Source organism: Nonomuraea sp. NPDC050556 (genome assembly GCF_044457355.1).
GTDB lineage: Bacteria > Actinomycetota > Actinomycetes > Streptosporangiales > Streptosporangiaceae > Nonomuraea.
In genome coordinates, this window is sequence record NZ_JBITGU010000001.1 from 3,707,408 (window position 1) to 3,721,123 (window position 13,716).

At 70.5% G+C, this 13,716-nt stretch carries 15 protein-coding genes; 8 read left to right on the forward strand and 7 right to left on the reverse strand.

All coding sequences use genetic code 11. The features are described 5' to 3' along the window. The first annotated feature begins 9 nt into the window (after window positions 1–9). The gene (locus tag ACIBG8_RS17545) at window positions 10–297 is read left to right on the forward strand and encodes a YiaA/YiaB family inner membrane protein (protein WP_397343764.1); all 288 of its coding nucleotides are present in this window, start codon (window positions 10–12) and stop codon (window positions 295–297) included. Here ACIBG8_RS17545 and ACIBG8_RS17550 read toward each other — a convergent pair. Further along, entirely contained in the window at window positions 294–1,043 is a 750-nt protein-coding gene (locus ACIBG8_RS17550; protein WP_397343765.1) for a lytic polysaccharide monooxygenase, read from the reverse strand. The two genes, ACIBG8_RS17545 and ACIBG8_RS17550, sit on opposite strands and share 4 nt — an antisense overlap. A 152-nt stretch (window positions 1,044–1,195) precedes the next feature. On the opposite strand from ACIBG8_RS17550, the gene ACIBG8_RS17555 reads away from it, so the two are divergent. The 3 genes from ACIBG8_RS17555 to ACIBG8_RS17565 are packed head-to-tail and all read left to right on the forward strand — an operon-like array spanning window position 1,196 to window position 3,132. Then, on the forward strand, window positions 1,196–1,666 hold the full coding sequence (locus tag ACIBG8_RS17555; RefSeq protein ID WP_397343766.1) for a DUF1203 domain-containing protein: 471 nt from the start codon (window positions 1,196–1,198) through the stop codon (window positions 1,664–1,666). A gap of 31 nt (window positions 1,667–1,697) precedes the next feature. Next, window positions 1,698–2,540: an SDR family NAD(P)-dependent oxidoreductase gene (locus ACIBG8_RS17560; RefSeq protein WP_397343767.1), complete on the forward strand. Its 843-nt coding sequence runs from the start codon at window positions 1,698–1,700 to the stop codon at window positions 2,538–2,540. Window positions 2,541–2,553: 13 nt separating this feature from the next. Beyond that, complete coding sequence (locus tag ACIBG8_RS17565) at window positions 2,554–3,132, forward strand: TetR/AcrR family transcriptional regulator (RefSeq protein ID WP_397343768.1); 579 nt, start codon at window positions 2,554–2,556, stop codon at window positions 3,130–3,132. Here the strand turns inward: ACIBG8_RS17565 and thiI are convergent. The 3 genes from thiI to macS are packed head-to-tail and all read right to left on the reverse strand — an operon-like array spanning window position 3,129 to window position 6,118. Next, complete coding sequence (gene thiI, locus ACIBG8_RS17570) at window positions 3,129–4,325, reverse strand: tRNA uracil 4-sulfurtransferase ThiI (protein ID WP_397343769.1); 1,197 nt, start codon at window positions 4,323–4,325, stop codon at window positions 3,129–3,131. The genes ACIBG8_RS17565 and thiI overlap by 4 nt on opposite strands. A 45-nt stretch (window positions 4,326–4,370) precedes the next feature. Then, window positions 4,371–5,027, reverse strand: a complete 657-nt coding sequence (locus ACIBG8_RS17575; protein WP_397343770.1) for a response regulator — start codon at window positions 5,025–5,027, stop codon at window positions 4,371–4,373. After that, window positions 5,024–6,118, reverse strand: coding sequence for a MacS family sensor histidine kinase (gene macS, locus ACIBG8_RS17580; protein WP_397343771.1), 1,095 nt, complete (start codon window positions 6,116–6,118; stop codon window positions 5,024–5,026). Before macS ends, ACIBG8_RS17575 begins: the two co-directional genes overlap by 4 nt. Window positions 6,119–6,233: 115 nt before the next feature. Here macS and ACIBG8_RS17585 point away from each other — a divergent pair, with 115 nt between their 5' ends. Together ACIBG8_RS17585 and ACIBG8_RS17590 are read left to right on the forward strand one after the other, a co-directional pair. Beyond that, on the forward strand, window positions 6,234–7,046 hold the full coding sequence (locus ACIBG8_RS17585) for an MHYT domain-containing protein (RefSeq protein WP_397343772.1): 813 nt from the start codon (window positions 6,234–6,236) through the stop codon (window positions 7,044–7,046). 64 nt (window positions 7,047–7,110) lie between these two features. After that, a complete protein-coding gene (locus tag ACIBG8_RS17590) occupies window positions 7,111–7,932 on the forward strand; it encodes an MHYT domain-containing protein (protein WP_397343773.1) in 822 nt (273 codons plus the stop codon). A gap of 136 nt (window positions 7,933–8,068) precedes the next feature. Here ACIBG8_RS17590 and ACIBG8_RS17595 read toward each other — a convergent pair whose 3' ends face one another. Next, entirely contained in the window at window positions 8,069–9,094 is a 1,026-nt protein-coding gene (locus ACIBG8_RS17595; protein ID WP_397343774.1) for a 6-phosphofructokinase, read from the reverse strand. Between the two features lie 106 nt (window positions 9,095–9,200). Between ACIBG8_RS17595 and ACIBG8_RS17600 the strand changes: the two genes are divergently transcribed. Together ACIBG8_RS17600 and ACIBG8_RS17605 are read left to right on the forward strand one after the other, a co-directional pair. Then, a complete protein-coding gene (locus ACIBG8_RS17600; protein WP_397343775.1) occupies window positions 9,201–10,643 on the forward strand; it encodes an FGGY family carbohydrate kinase in 1,443 nt (480 codons plus the stop codon). Between the two features lie 31 nt (window positions 10,644–10,674). Next, window positions 10,675–11,409 (forward strand): Clp protease N-terminal domain-containing protein, encoded by a 735-nt coding sequence (locus ACIBG8_RS17605; RefSeq protein ID WP_397343776.1) that lies wholly within the window; start codon window positions 10,675–10,677, stop codon window positions 11,407–11,409. Here ACIBG8_RS17605 and ACIBG8_RS17610 read toward each other — a convergent pair. Beyond that, complete coding sequence (locus ACIBG8_RS17610) at window positions 11,406–12,722, reverse strand: N,N-dimethylformamidase beta subunit family domain-containing protein (RefSeq protein WP_397343777.1); 1,317 nt, start codon at window positions 12,720–12,722, stop codon at window positions 11,406–11,408. The two genes, ACIBG8_RS17605 and ACIBG8_RS17610, sit on opposite strands and share 4 nt — an antisense overlap. A gap of 54 nt (window positions 12,723–12,776) precedes the next feature. Continuing rightward, window positions 12,777–13,688 (reverse strand): lactonase family protein, encoded by a 912-nt coding sequence (locus ACIBG8_RS17615; protein ID WP_397343778.1) that lies wholly within the window; start codon window positions 13,686–13,688, stop codon window positions 12,777–12,779. Window positions 13,689–13,716: the final 28 nt, after the last annotated feature.

The window sequence follows — 13,716 nt, forward strand, 5'->3', positions numbered from 1 at the left end:
CTCGTCGGTATGACGAAGCCCATCCAGCCCACCCAGACCACCGCGTTCTACGTGCAGTCCATCCTCTCCTTCGGCCTGTCGCTCTCGGCCGTCGCGATCGGCGTCGCCTACCTGCCGGTCTCGGCATGGATCAGGGCGTTCCTGGCGGTCTCCGTGCTGTACGTGGTCACCTCGGCGTTCATGCTCGCCAAGGTGGTCCGCGACCGCCAGGAACTCGGTACGGTCACCACCCGCGTCGACCAGGCGCGTCTGGACAAGCTCCTGGCCGAGCACGATCCGTTCCGGTCAGACGCCTAGAGGCGCTGCCAGAGGGCCGGGACGTTCGGGGGCTCCCAGCCCTGCAGGGCGGTGTGCGCCTGGAGGCACTTGTAGCTGGCGCCGCCGTAGGTCACGACGGCTCCGACCGCGTATGCCGTACCGGCCGCCCACGTGCCGCTGGGCGGCGTGACGGTCGGGGTGGGCGTCGGGGTCTGGGTGGGCGTGACCGTCGGCGTCGGCGTGGGCGTCGGGGTGGGGGTGGGGCTCGGTCCGCCGGGGCCGATCTGCAGGTCGACACAGTTGTAGAAGGCGTTGGCCGTGTCCGCGATGTTCCAGATGGCCAGCACCTTCTGCCGCCCGCTGAACCCGGCCAGGCTCACCGTGTGGGACACCGTCGCCCCCGGCTGCCTGCCCCCGTCGTTGAAGACCGCCACCCGGGTGTTGCCGATGTAGTACTCCCACGTGCTGGTGGCGTGGCGCGCCGTCAGCACCCAGTTGAACTGCACCGTGGTGCCGACCTGCGCGGCCGGCCACGGCTTGCTCTCGTCGTTGAGCTGGGCGAACTGGCTCAGCCCGCCGTTGCAGCTACGCAGGCCCTTGGGGCCCTCGACGCTCTGCGGCTCGTAGATGATCGGCCCGCAGTTGGACACCTTGCCCGCCGCGCAGTTCGCCTGCCTGCTCGGCGGGTTGGAGATGTATCCGTGGGCCAGGGCGGGGGTGGCGAACAGCATCGACGCCGCCAGGGTGGCTAAGGCCACCACCGCCGTCAAGAACGCTTTCCTCATGGAGAGCTCCTAGGCTGGGGGTTTGCCTGAAATATAAAGGAAGCTTTCCTAAGGGTAAATGGCGACTTATGCCGGACTTACTCTGCTTGTCAAGGAAATGACGCGTCCGATTGCCGCCAGTCCATCCGTCGCGCGGCGGCCACGATGGCAGCATGACCTTCACCATCAGGGCGATCGACCCGGCCGTCGTGGCAGAGCTGCTGGAAGAGGACGACGCGGGACGCCCGCCGCACCTGTTCACCGACGCGGAGGGCGGCAGCCCGCTGCGGTGCTGCCTGACCAAGGCGGCGCCGGGCGAGCGGATCGCGCTGGTCTCCTACGCCCCGCTGCGCCGCTGGGCGGCCGCGCAGGGCATCGACCCCGGTGCCTACGACGAGCAGGGCCCGATCTTCCTGCACGCGACGACCTGCTCCGGCCTGACCTCGCAGGCCTGGCCGACCACGGCCCACCGCATCCTGCGCATGTACGGCGAGGCCGGGACGATCGTCGGCGGCCACTACCTCCCGGCCGACACCGACCCCGAGGTGGCGCTCAAGGAGGTGTTCGCCGACCCCGAGGTCAGGGCGGTGCACGTGCGGGCCGTCGAGTACGGGTGCTTCCACTTCGAGGTGGCCAGGGCTTGAAAGCAATGTGATAGGCAATTACATTGCTTTCATGAGCAGAACGCAGGCGGCACTGGTCACCGGCTGTTCGTCGGGCATCGGCAGGGCGACGGCGCTGGCGCTGGCCCGGGCGGGCTTCCCCACCTGGGCCACCGCCCGCCGTACGGACGACCTCGCGGAGCTGGCGGCCGCCGGGTGCCGCCTCCTCCCCCTGGACGTCACCGACGAGGCGTCCATGGCGCGGGCCGTCCAGGCGGTCGAGGCCGAGCACGGCAGCGTCGGCATCCTGGTCAACAACGCCGGGCGCGGCGGCGGCGGGCCGGTCGAGGAGGTGCCGCTCGACCTGGTCAGGAAGGTCTTCGAGACCAACGTCTTCGGCCTGGTGCGGCTGTGCCAGCTCGTCCTGCCCGGCATGCGGGCCCGGCGGCAGGGCACGATCGTCAACGTCGGCTCGGCTGCCGGGCTGGTCACGCCGCCCACGGGGTGCCCCTACGCGATGACCAAGTACGCGGTCGAGTCGCTCACCGACGCGCTGCGTCCCGAGGTCCGGCCGTTCGGGATCAGGGTGATCCTCGTCGAGCCCGGCGCGGTGCGCACCCGGTTCATGGCGGCGGGCGAGACCTACGAGCTGCCCGAGGGCGGCGACGATCCGTACGCCGCCTATAAGGCGAGCGTCGCCGCCATGGTCGTGCGGGCGCACCGTGAGGGCGCACGCGGGGTGCTGACCGCTGAGGACGTGGCGGACGTCATCGCCCGTGCGGTCACCGCGCGGCGTCCGCGCGCCCGCTACCGGGTGGGCGCCCAGGCGCGCTTGGCCCCGCGTGCCCGTCGCCTGCTCGGCGACGGCGGCTGGGACGCGCTGATGCGCAGGCTCATCCCCTTCCCCGTGCAGTAAATACAGTGGTGCCATGCCACCCAGACGCGAGCGCTACCACCACGGGGATCTGCGCGCCGCCCTCATCGACGTCGCCGTGGAACTGCTCGCCGAGCAGGGGGTGCACGGGTTCTCGATGGCGGAGGCCTCCCGGCGGCTCGGGGTGGCCCAGGCGGCGCCGTACCGGCACTTCGCCGATCGCGACGAGCTGCTGGCCGCGGTGGCCGTGCGGGCGGCGGAGCTGCTCGCGGTACGGCTGGCCGAGGCGGGGTCGTCGGGCACCCCCGCCCAGAGGCTGGCCGCGGCGTCCGGGGCGTACGTGCGGTTCACCGTCGACGAGCGGCCGCTCTTCCAGGCGCTGTTCGACTCCGGGCTGGACAAGAGCCGCTACCCCGACGTCGAGGCGGCCGGGCTCAGGCTGCACGCCGCCTTCCTGGCCCCCGCGCTGGAGCTGTGCGGCGACGAGGAGCGGGCCGCCCGCCTGGCCTCGGCGGTCGTGGCGGCCGCGCACGGCTACGCCGTACTCGGCCTCGAAGGCGCGAAGGACGGCGTGGCCATGGCCATGGCCGCGGCGAGGGCGCTCGTCCTCGGCCGCGAGGCGCTCACCGGCTAGAGCTTGTACTCCTGGATCGAGTCGGCGAGCTGCACGATGAGCTCCTCGGCGTCGAGGCGCTTCTCGATCTGCTTGAGGTCCTCGATCTTGGCCCGCGTCTCGGCGCGCTTGGGGGCGAGCAGCGAGCAGCAGTCCTCGTCGGGCAGCTCGGAGATCTCCAGCGTGCCGATGCGCCGCGCCTCCGCCATGATCTCGGTCTTGTCCCAGCCCACCAGCGGGCGCAGGATCGGCATGTCGACCGCGTTGTCCTGCGCGGTGATGTTCTGCAGGGTCTGCGAGGCGACCTGGCCGAGCGCGTCGCCGGTGACCAGCGCCTCGGCGCGGATGCGGTGCGCGACCTCCTCGGCCGTCTTCAGCATGAGCCGGCGCTGCGCCATGACCGCGAGCCGGTCCTGGCCGGAGGACCTGATCGACTGCTGGGCCTTGCCGAACGGCACCACCCACAGCCGCGACCTGCCCTGGAAGCGGTCGAGCTTGCGCACGAGCGCGTAGGCCTTGTAGATCGACTCGCTCGTGGTGAACGGGATGCCGGAGAAGTGCAGGAAGTCGACGTGCAGTCCGCGCTTCATCATCCGGTAGGCGGCGACCGGCGAGTCGATGCCGCCCGACATCAGCACCAGGGCCCTGCCGCTGGTGCCGACGGGCAGGCCGCCCTGGCCGGGGATGCCGTCGGTGAAGACGAACACCTCGTCGCGGTCGACCTCGATGTGCACGGTCAGCTCGGGGTTCTTGAGGCTGACCGGCAGGCCGAACAGGTCGTTGATCTCGCCGCCGACGAGCCGGTCGAGCTCGTTGGAGCGCAGCGGGAAACGTTTGTCGCGGCGGCGCGAGCGGACCGCGAACGTGGCCTTGCGCGCGACCTCCTCGCGGTCGCGGACGATCTCGATGCCCGCCTTGACGACGGAGTCGACGTCCTTGGGCACCCGCCAGGCGCGGTGGATCCAGACCAGGCCCGGCACGTCGGCGACGCGCTGGGCGACCGTGTCGGCCTGCTCGACGGTCGCGCCCTCGGGCAGGAAGATCGCCACGACGCCGTGGCGCTGGCGCACGTCGACCTGGAGGTCGAGCTCCTTGAGCGCGTTGCGGATGTTGCCGATCAGCCTGCGCTCGAAGACCTCGCGGTTCTTACCTTTGAGGACGATCTCGCCCAGCTTGAGCAGCACACATGGCTCGCCCAGGGCAGACGTCGTCATGGTGGGAACCTCCTGCGAAGGGGAAAAGTACGCGACCTGTCGAGTTTAGTCCTCGTCCAGGCCTTGCTCGATCGCATAACGCACCAGCTCCACCCGGTTGTGCAGCTGGAGCTTGTTCAGCGTGTTCTGGACGTGGTTCTGGACGGTCCTGTGGGACAGGACGAGCTTGTCGGCGATCTGCTTGTAGGACAGGCCCTTGGCGACGAAGCGCAGCACCTCGGTCTCCCGGTCGGTGAGCCGCGGCCCCTCGCCGGTCGCGGGCTGCGCCGCCAGCCTGCGGTACTCCCCCAGCACCAGCCCGGCCAGGCCCGGGGTGAACACGGCGTCGCCGTTCGCGGTGCGCTGGACCGCGTCCAGGAACTCCGCCCCGCTCGCCGACTTCACCAGATATCCGGACGCGCCGGCCTTGACGGCTTCGAGGACGTCCTCCTGCTCCGCGCTCGCCGACAGCACCAGGACCCGCGGCGGCTCCTCCAGCGCGGTCAGCCCGAGCGCCACCTCCGCCCCCGACATGTCGGGCAGCTGCAGGTCGAGCACGACGACCTGCGGCTTGACCGCGCTCGCCACCCGCAGCGCCTGCGCGCCCTCCCCCACCGCGGCCACCACGTCGTACCCGGCCTCGGCCAGGTCGCGCGCGACGCCGTCGCGCCACATCGGATGGTCGTCCACCACCATGACCCGCACCATGTCAGAACCCTTCATCTCGGGACCGTGATCTCCACCTCGGTGCCCTCGCCCGGCGTCGACAGGATGGACACCCGTCCCCCGAGGTCGGCGATCCTGCCGCGGATCGACTGCGCCACCCCCAGCCTGCCATCGTGTTCGGCCGCCTCCAGCCGCCCCTCGGGAATCCCGTCGCCCTCGTCCCTGACAGAGACGATGACAGCGTCCTCCTCCTCTTCCGCGAAGACCCACGCGCGGGCCCCCTCGCCGACGTGCTCGCGGACGTTGTCCAGGGCAGCCTGTACGGCGGCGGCCGTCTCCTCGGCGACCGCCGTGGGCAGCACGAGCGGCGTGGCCGGCGTGGACACCGTGACCTGGGCCGTGCCGTACCTCATGAGGAGGGCGCGCAGGTCGGTGGAGCCGCTGGGCTGCGGGCGGACGGCGACCAGCTCGCGCAGCGCCGCCTCCTGCTGCCCGGCCAGCCGCCCCAGCTCGGCCGCCTCGCCGCCGATCTCCAGGCCGCGCCGCTGCACCAGCGCGAGCACCTGCAGCACCGAGTCGTGGATGCCGCGGGCCAGCCGCTCGCGCTCGCGCTGCGCCGCCTCCATCTCCACGGCCCGCTGGACCCGCTCCTCCGCCTGCTTGGCGAGCCGCGCCACGTGCCCGACCACCACCCCTGCCAGGAACAGCAGCACCGCGCCGTTGAGTAGGACGTCGGCGCCGACCCGCCAGCGCAGCCACAGGTCGGTGGCGGCGACGATCGCCGCGGCCACCGCGCCGACGCGGCGCCCGCCGTACACCGCCCAGGCCAGGACGGGGGCGGCGACCCAGGTCGCGGGCACCGGCATGGTGCCGACGACGTGCTGCGCGCCGTCCTGCACGAGCGGGGTGCTCAGCAGGCAGCCGACGGTGACGAGCATGTCGATGACCAGCAGCGGCCAGCCGCGCAGGGCCGGGATGGAGTAGGCGAAGGTCGCCGCCGCCGTCCACAGCGCCATCACGCCGATGACCAGCCAGCCGGTCACCGGGTGGGCGTATCCCTCGTGCTGCAGCATCAGCACGGCCGCGTACGCCAGGGACGCGATGCGGAACACCGCGATCGCCCGCCAGAACGGCCCTTCGATCTCCATGAGTTTTTCTCACGTTTCCGACAGAGAAAGTTTACAGATAGTCGGGATATCCATGCGAAACGGATGATCACGATGCCACAATCCGGCATACCCCTAAAGCAAGGAATCTCGCCATATGTCAGCTGTCAATCATTTCACCCATGGTCCGCTCACCCCCGTGCTCGCCTACGTCATGTCCTGCGTGGGCGCGATGCTCGGCCTGCGGCTCACGGCTCAGGCCAGGGCCACGCGAGGAGCGTCACGGGCGAGGTGGTTGATCGGCGCTGCCGTCTCGATCGGCGGCACCGGCATCTGGGTCATGCACTTCATCGCCATGATGGGGTTCGGCGTGGAGGGGACGCAGATCAGGTACGACGTCCCGCTCACCGCCGCCTCGGCCGTGGTGGCGATCCTCGTGGTGGGCACCGGGCTGTTCCTGGTGTCCTACGTCCCCGGCAAGGTGCTCGCGCTGCTCGGCGGCGGCCTGCTGACCGGGCTGGGGGTGGCGTCCATGCACTACCTGGGCATGTACGCGATGAACATGTCGGCGCACGTGAGCTACGACCGGGTGGTCGTGGCCACCTCCGTCGGCATCGCGGTCGTCGCGGCGACGGTGGCGCTCTGGTTCACCATCCGGGTCAAGCACCCGGTCGCGATCGTGGGCGCGGCGCTGATCATGGGGGTGGCCGTCTGCGGCATGCACTACACCGGCATGTACGCCATGCGGGTCAAGCTGCACGCGGAGCCGGGCTTCGTGCCCGGCGCCGACGCGCTCGACTTCCTCGTGCCGCTGATGACCGTCGTGAGCCTGATCACGCTCACCATGCTGCTGATGGTGATCCTTTCTCCCTCCGAGGAGGAACTGCACGAGGACGCGGAGTTGCTTGCCCGGCTTGAGCTGCGCAGACGCGCCGCACAGCAGGCGTATCTCCCGTCAAATCCGAGGTAGTTGCGTAATCACACAAATATCGCTCATACTCCCTTGACTCTTCTTTTTCAAGGGAAAACGGCTCATGTCGCCTATTGATCATTTTTCTTATGGGCTACTCACGCCTGTCCTCGCCTACGTCATGTCCAGCACCGGCTCGCTGCTCGGCCTCCTGCTCACCTCGAGAGCCAGGCTGATCGGCGGCAGGGAGGGCAGGTTCTGGCTGGCCGGCGCGGCGCTCGCCATCGGCGGCACGGGCATCTGGACGATGCACTTCATCGCGATGATGGGCTTCTCCGTGCGCGGGACCGTCATCAGGTACGACGCGTTGCTCACCACGGCCTCCGCACTGATCGCGGTCGTGGTCGTGGGCGCTGGGCTGTTCCTGGTGGCGCGCGGCGGCACCAGGCCCGGCTACCTGCTCGGCGGCGGCACGCTGACCGGGCTGGGCGTGGCCGGGATGCACTACCTCGGCATGTACGCGATGAACATGTCGGGACACGTCGACTACGACCCCATGGTCGTCACGATCTCGGTGCTGATCGCCGTGGTGGCCGCGACGGTCGCGCTGTGGTTCACCGTGCGGGTCAACCATCCGGTGGCGATCACCGGGGCTGCCCTGATGATGGGCGTGGCGGTGAGCGGCATGCACTACACGGGCATGTTCGCGATGTCGGTGCGGCTGCGCGAGGTCACCGGGCCCGTCCCCGGCTCCAAGGCGATCGACTTCCTGCTGCCGCTGATCGTGGCGCTCAGCCTGGTGACCGTCGGGCTGCTGCTGACCGTCATCCTGTCGCCGTCGCCCAAGGAGCTGCGCATCGACAGGGAGTTCAGCGAGCGGCTGGAAGCCAAGAAGGCGGAGCGCGCCGCAGAGGTCAACCTCTTCGGTGCGCCCCGCTCCGATTGAACATCTATGTGTTGGTACGGCCTGCGCCTGTGGTGGGCCGCCGACTGAGCGGCGCAAGCCGTACCTGGAGGGGTTTGTAGCGGTACCCCGCTATGAAGAAGGTACGGCCCGCCACTTGCAGCTCACTTACAGTCCGTTAGCCGAAGAAGACCTCGGCCTCCTCGTACCGCTCGGCAGGCACCGTCTTGAGCTCGGCCGTCGCCTGGTCGAGGCCGATGCGCACGATGTCGGTGCCCTGCAGCGCCACCATCGTGCCGAAGTCGCCCGCGTGCACCGCGTCGATCGCCTGCAGCCCGAACCTGGTGGCCAGCACCCGGTCGAAGGCCGTCGGCGTGCCGCCGCGCTGGATATGGCCGAGCACCGTGGTGCGGGCCTCCTTGCCGGTGCGCTTCTCGATCTCCTTGGCCAGCAGCTCGCCGATGCCGCCCAGCCGTACGTGGCCGAAGGCGTCGAGCTCGCCCGCCTGGAGCGCCATCTGCCCCTCGATCGGGTGCGCGCCCTCGGCGACCACGATGATCGGCGAGTAGCGGGTGCGGAAGCGCGACTCGACGTACTCGCAGACCCGGTCGATGTCGAACGGCTTCTCCGGGATGAGGATGACGTTCGCGCCGCCCGCGAGACCGGCGTGCAGCGCGATCCACCCGGCGTGGCGCCCCATCACCTCGCAGATCAGGGCCCTGTGGTGGGACTCCGCCGTGGTGTGCAGGCGGTCGATGGCCTCCATCGCGATGTTGACCGCGGTGTCGAAGCCGAAGGTGTAGTCGGTGCCCGACAGGTCGTTGTCGATCGTCTTGGGCACCCCGACGACCTTCACCCCCCGGTCGTAGAGCTGTTTGGCCACGCCGAGGGTGTCTTCACCGCCGATGGCGATCAGGGCGTCGACGCCGGTCGAGGCGAGGTTGTCCTTGATCTTGTCGACACCCCCCTCGATCTTGATGGGGTTGGTGCGCGAGGAGCCGAGGATGGTTCCGCCGCGTGGCAGGATCCCCCGTACGGCCTGGATGTCCAGCGGCATCGTGTCGCCCTCCAGGGGCCCACGCCAACCGTCCCGAAATCCGACGAACTCATGGCCGTAAACGCTCACGCCCTTGCGGACGACGGCCCTGATCACAGCATTGAGACCGGGGCAATCGCCGCCTCCGGTGAGCACTCCGATACGCATGGCGGGTTCCTCCCGATGGGGTTCACGGCCAAACTATGAAGCATTGTGCCCGTTGGTCCGGGCAGTGGTCTAGACCAAAGCGAGCGTAGCGGCTGGAGGATTTCACGTGGGCGTTTTGGCCATCGACGCAGGGACGACCGGGGTCACCGCTCTCATCGTGTCAGAGGAGGGCAGGGTCGAGGCGCGGGCTTACGAGGAGTTCGCCCAGCACTTCCCCTCGCCCGGCCGGGTGGAGCACGCGCCGGAGGAGATCTGGCAGGCCACGCTCGCCGCCTGCGCGGCCGTCCTGCGGTCGTCGGCGACCGTTCCGGCCTGCGTCGGCCTCACCAACCAGCGGGAGACGGCGGTGTTGTGGGACCGCCGCACGCTGGCCGCGCCGCGCCGCGCGATCGTCTGGCAGGACCGCCGCACCACGGAGATCTGCGCACGGCTGCGCGAGCACGAGCCGAGGGTCTCCGAGCTGACCGGGCTGCGGCTCGACCCCTACTTCACCGCCACCAAGCTCACCTGGCTCGCCGAGCACGAGCCGCACGTGTGGGAGGGGGTGCGTGACGGGCGGGTGGCCGTGGGCACCGTCGACTCCTACCTGGTGGCCAGGATGACGGCGGGCGCGCGGCACGTGACCGACCCGTCCAACGCCTCGCGCACCCTGCTGTACGGCCTGGCCTCCGGCTCGTGGGAGGAGGAGCTGTGCGAGCTGTTCGGCGTGCCTATGGCGGCGCTGCCGGAGATCGTCCCCAACTACGGGCTCATCGGCACCACGGACCCCGGCGCGTTCCTGGGGCTGGAGCTGCCGATCAGCGGGATGGCCGGGGACCAGCAGGCCGCCCTGTTCGGCCAGACGTGCTTCAACCCGGGCGACGTCAAGTGCACCTACGGCACCGGTTCCTTCATCCTCACCAACACCGGCTCGACGCCGGTCCGCTCGGACGCGGGGCTGCTGACCACCGTGGCATGGCAGACGCCGTCCGGCGAGCTGACCTACGCGCTGGAGGGCGCGATCTTCGTGACCGGCGCCGCCGTACAGTGGCTGCGCGACGGGCTGGGGCTGATCGGGACGGCGGCCGAGTCCGAGGCCGTGGCCCGTACGGTGCCCGACAGCGGCGGCGTCGTCTTCGTCCCCGCGCTGACCGGCCTGGGCGCGCCGCACTGGGACCCCGACGCGCGCGGCGCGATCACCGGCATCACCCGCGGCACCACCAGGGCGCACCTGGTGCGGGCGACGCTGGAGGCGATCGCGTTCGAGGTGCGGGACGTGGTGGAGGTGACGCCGCCGATCTCTCTCCTCAAGGCCGACGGCGGGGCCAGCGCGAACGACCTGCTGATGCAGTTCCAGGCCGACCAGCTCGGCACGGTGGTCGAGCGGCCGGTGATCCAGGAGACGACCGCGCTGGGGGCGGCGTTCCTGGCCGGGCTGGGGGCCGGAGTGTGGGGGTCGCGCGAGGAACTGCGCAAGACGTGGCACCTGGACCGGCGGTTCGAGCCCGGCGAGCGGGACGACGCACTGTACGAGAGGTGGCTCGCCGCCGTAGCGTCAACCAAGGGTTGACGACCCATGTGCGTCAACCTAAGGTTGACGCATGGAAGAATCCGTTCGTCTCGACGACCTCATCCACGCGATCAAGAGCCGCCACCCCGACGGCGACCCCCTCGGCCAGCTCACCGACGCGGTCACCCTGGGCGAGCACCTGGGCGAGGTGGCCGACCACCTGATCGGCCACTTCGTGGACAAGGCCAGGAACTCCGGCGCGTCCTGGACCGACATCGGCCGCAGCATGGGCGTGACCAAGCAGGCCGCCCAGAAGCGCTTCGTGCCCAAGGAAAGCGGGCCCACGTCCCTCGAGGACGACCTGAAGACCTACACCCGCTACACCGACAGGGCTCGCCACGTGGTGGTGGCGGCCATGGAGGAGGCCCGCGCGACCTCCAGCGGCCACATCGAGCCAGAGCACCTCATCCTCGGCCTGCTGCACGAGCCTGAGGCCATCGCCGCCAGGACCATGGTCGCGCTCGGCGCCCCCCTGGACGACGTCAGGGAACGGGTGTCCGCGTGCATCCCCGCGAGCGACGCTCCTGCGCAGATGCGGATCCCGTTCGCGGGGAAGAGCAAGAAGGCCCTGGAACTGGCCCTGCGCCACGCGCTGCGGCTGGGCCACAACTACGTCGGCACCGAGCATCTCCTGCTCGGCCTCCTCCATCTCGGCAACGAGGCTCCCGGCGCCATCGTGCTGGAGGAGATGGGCGTGACCAAGAAGGACGCCGAGGGTGAGATCAAGCGCATGCTCGACGGGTTCCTCAACAAGAACCAGGGTTAACGGCTCATCGGCCCCTTGGCGAACGCGGTCAGCAGGTTGGTGGTGGCGCGGCGGGTGAAGCGGGCTGCCTCATCCGTCACGCCGTGTCCGCACTTCCTGCCGCGCATCGCGCACACCCACCGCATCGTGCCGGTGGAGAACACCCCGGCGCCGCTGGGCGCGGTGTAGTAGGTGCTGTTGGCGACCGTACGCCGGCCGCCGCAGTCGAGCGGCGACTCGGCCAGCACCTCGACGTTCTTCGGCGACCCCGGCGACACCTTGTCGGTCTCCACCCCGGCCATCCCGGGGAAGCGGGTGCCGCGCGTGCCGTTGAAGATCCAGTGGTGCGGGCGGGTCACGACGTAGGCCGCCTCGGCCGGGAAGCAGTCGTACATCTGCCCGACCAGCGCGCTCTCCGGCTGCGAGTCGCGCCAGAGCGGGCAGCGCCGCTCCTTGTCGCACTCGACGGTACGGCCGGCGACGGCGATCTTCCAGTAGACGGCGTTCGCGCCGAGGAAGGCCAGGTTCGTGCCCGCGTCGCGGGCCTTCGTCACGGTCTCGCGCATGCGCGCCGACCAGTACTCGTCGTGGCCGAGCGATACCACGGCCGTCGCGCCGTCCAGGCTGCCGGGGGCCAGGTCGAGGCTCGTCAGGTAGGCCAGCGGGACACCGCTGCGCTCGGCCACCTCGATCGCGTCGCGCTCCATGTCGAGGAAGAGCCGCGCGCCCGAGGTGTCGTAGGGCCGGTCGAAGGTGACGGCCTTGGACCGGCCGCCGAACCCGCCAGGCCCCTCGTACAGGTCGCGCCCGCCCCACCTGTTGTAGGCCTGCCAGGTGGTGACCGCGTTCACGATCACCACCCGCCCCCTGGTCGAGGCGGAGCGCAGGGTGACCGGCACGTAGCGCTGGCCGCCGGTGGAGGCGTCGAGCCTGATCAGGTAGGCGCCCTCGGGCCAGCCGGACGTCTCGACGGTCAGCGACGGCTTCCAGTGCGCGGCGCTGACCATTCCCCTGACGGTCCTGGCCGGGGCCTGCTTGCGCCCCTTGACCTGGGGCGAGGTCCAGACCTCCGTGACGTCGCCGCCCATGCGGAAGGCGGTGGCGGTGAAGCTCGGCGCCCTGGTGGAGACCTTGAGCGTGAACGGCTCGCCGGGCAGCACGCTCACCTGGTCGGCGTACCCCTCGATGCCGCCCGGCCTGCGGATCTTCCAGTCCGCCTCGTGGACGGCGGGCGTGGCCGCCGGCTCCGGCGGGTCGGCGGCGATCACCAGGGCCGCGGTCCTGGCGTCGCATCCGGTGGCCAGCAGGGCCAGGACGATGAGGAGCTTGCGCACAGCGGCCCATCATGGCCGCCGCGCGCGCTCGGCCGTAAGTCCTTGGCCCGTTGTTTAGCCGATCAGCACGCAGGCGGGGCTTTCCATGGGGAACACCTGGACGACCTCGTCGGGGATGCCGTGGGTGAGCGGGAGCACGGCCACGCCGCCCGAGTTCTGGTTGGCGACCAGCATGCGGTCGCCGTCGATCGCGAAGTGCCTGGGCCACGCGCCGCCCGACGGCACCTCGGCGATCCGCTCCAGGGTGTCGGCGCTCATCACCGTGATCGTGTCCGGGCCGCGGTTGCCCACGTAGACCAGGCCGTCGGCGGCCTCGATGTGGGAGGGGTAGCTGTCGGCGAAGCTGGCGTAGACGGAGTCGATCTCGGTCCAGCCGGCGTCGTAGACGTGGACGCGGTTGTCGAGCTCCCCCGCGACGAACCAGCGGTCGCCGTGCCTGACGAAGTGGCGCGGCCCCATGCCCGGCGCCAGCCGTACCGGGTCGAGGGCCTCGCCGTCGCGGGTGTAGCGGCGGATCTCGTCGGTGCCCAGGTCGCTGACCAGCAGCGTGTCGCCGTCCCACACCGCCTGGTGGGCGTGCGGGCCCTCCTGCCTGCTCTCCACCGGGCCGCTGCCCTCGTGGCGCAGCACGATCGGGTCGCCGGTGAACAGGCCGTCGGCGCCGAGGTGGTGCAGGCTGACCACGCCGTCCATGTAGTTGGCCACCGCCAGCACCTCGCCCGACGGGTGCACCGCCAGGTGGCAGGGGCTGTCGCCCTCCGACGGCCGTTCCGCCCTCACCTCGAGGTCCGCCGTGAGCGCGACCAGCGTGCCCTTGCCCGTCTCGCCCACGGCGTACAGCACCGGGAGCGTGGGATGCGCGGCCAGGAACGACGCCGAGGCCACGGGGGCGGCGGCGAGGGGGGTCAGCGTCCTGTCGGTCGCGAGGATGTCGGGACCGTAGCCGCCGAGGTAGAGGTGCTTCACACGGGGCATCCTCTCATGCTTGACTATG

Excerpts from the sequence above, each read along its gene's own strand:
- ACIBG8_RS17545 (WP_397343764.1), top strand. The coding sequence starts at position 10 with ATGACGAAGCCCATCCAGCCCACCCAGACCACCGCGTTCTACGTGCAG.
- ACIBG8_RS17550 (WP_397343765.1), bottom strand. The coding sequence starts at position 1,043 with ATGAGGAAAGCGTTCTTGACGGCGGTGGTGGCCTTAGCCACCCTGGCG.
- ACIBG8_RS17555 (WP_397343766.1), top strand. The coding sequence starts at position 1,196 with ATGACCTTCACCATCAGGGCGATCGACCCGGCCGTCGTGGCAGAGCTG.
- ACIBG8_RS17560 (WP_397343767.1), top strand. The coding sequence starts at position 1,698 with ATGAGCAGAACGCAGGCGGCACTGGTCACCGGCTGTTCGTCGGGCATC.
- ACIBG8_RS17565 (WP_397343768.1), top strand. The coding sequence starts at position 2,554 with ATGCCACCCAGACGCGAGCGCTACCACCACGGGGATCTGCGCGCCGCC.
- thiI (WP_397343769.1), bottom strand. The coding sequence starts at position 4,325 with ATGACGACGTCTGCCCTGGGCGAGCCATGTGTGCTGCTCAAGCTGGGC.
- ACIBG8_RS17575 (WP_397343770.1), bottom strand. The coding sequence starts at position 5,027 with ATGAAGGGTTCTGACATGGTGCGGGTCATGGTGGTGGACGACCATCCG.
- macS (WP_397343771.1), bottom strand. The coding sequence starts at position 6,118 with ATGGAGATCGAAGGGCCGTTCTGGCGGGCGATCGCGGTGTTCCGCATC.
- ACIBG8_RS17585 (WP_397343772.1), top strand. The coding sequence starts at position 6,234 with ATGTCAGCTGTCAATCATTTCACCCATGGTCCGCTCACCCCCGTGCTC.
- ACIBG8_RS17590 (WP_397343773.1), top strand. The coding sequence starts at position 7,111 with ATGTCGCCTATTGATCATTTTTCTTATGGGCTACTCACGCCTGTCCTC.
- ACIBG8_RS17595 (WP_397343774.1), bottom strand. The coding sequence starts at position 9,094 with ATGCGTATCGGAGTGCTCACCGGAGGCGGCGATTGCCCCGGTCTCAAT.
- ACIBG8_RS17605 (WP_397343776.1), top strand. The coding sequence starts at position 10,675 with ATGGAAGAATCCGTTCGTCTCGACGACCTCATCCACGCGATCAAGAGC.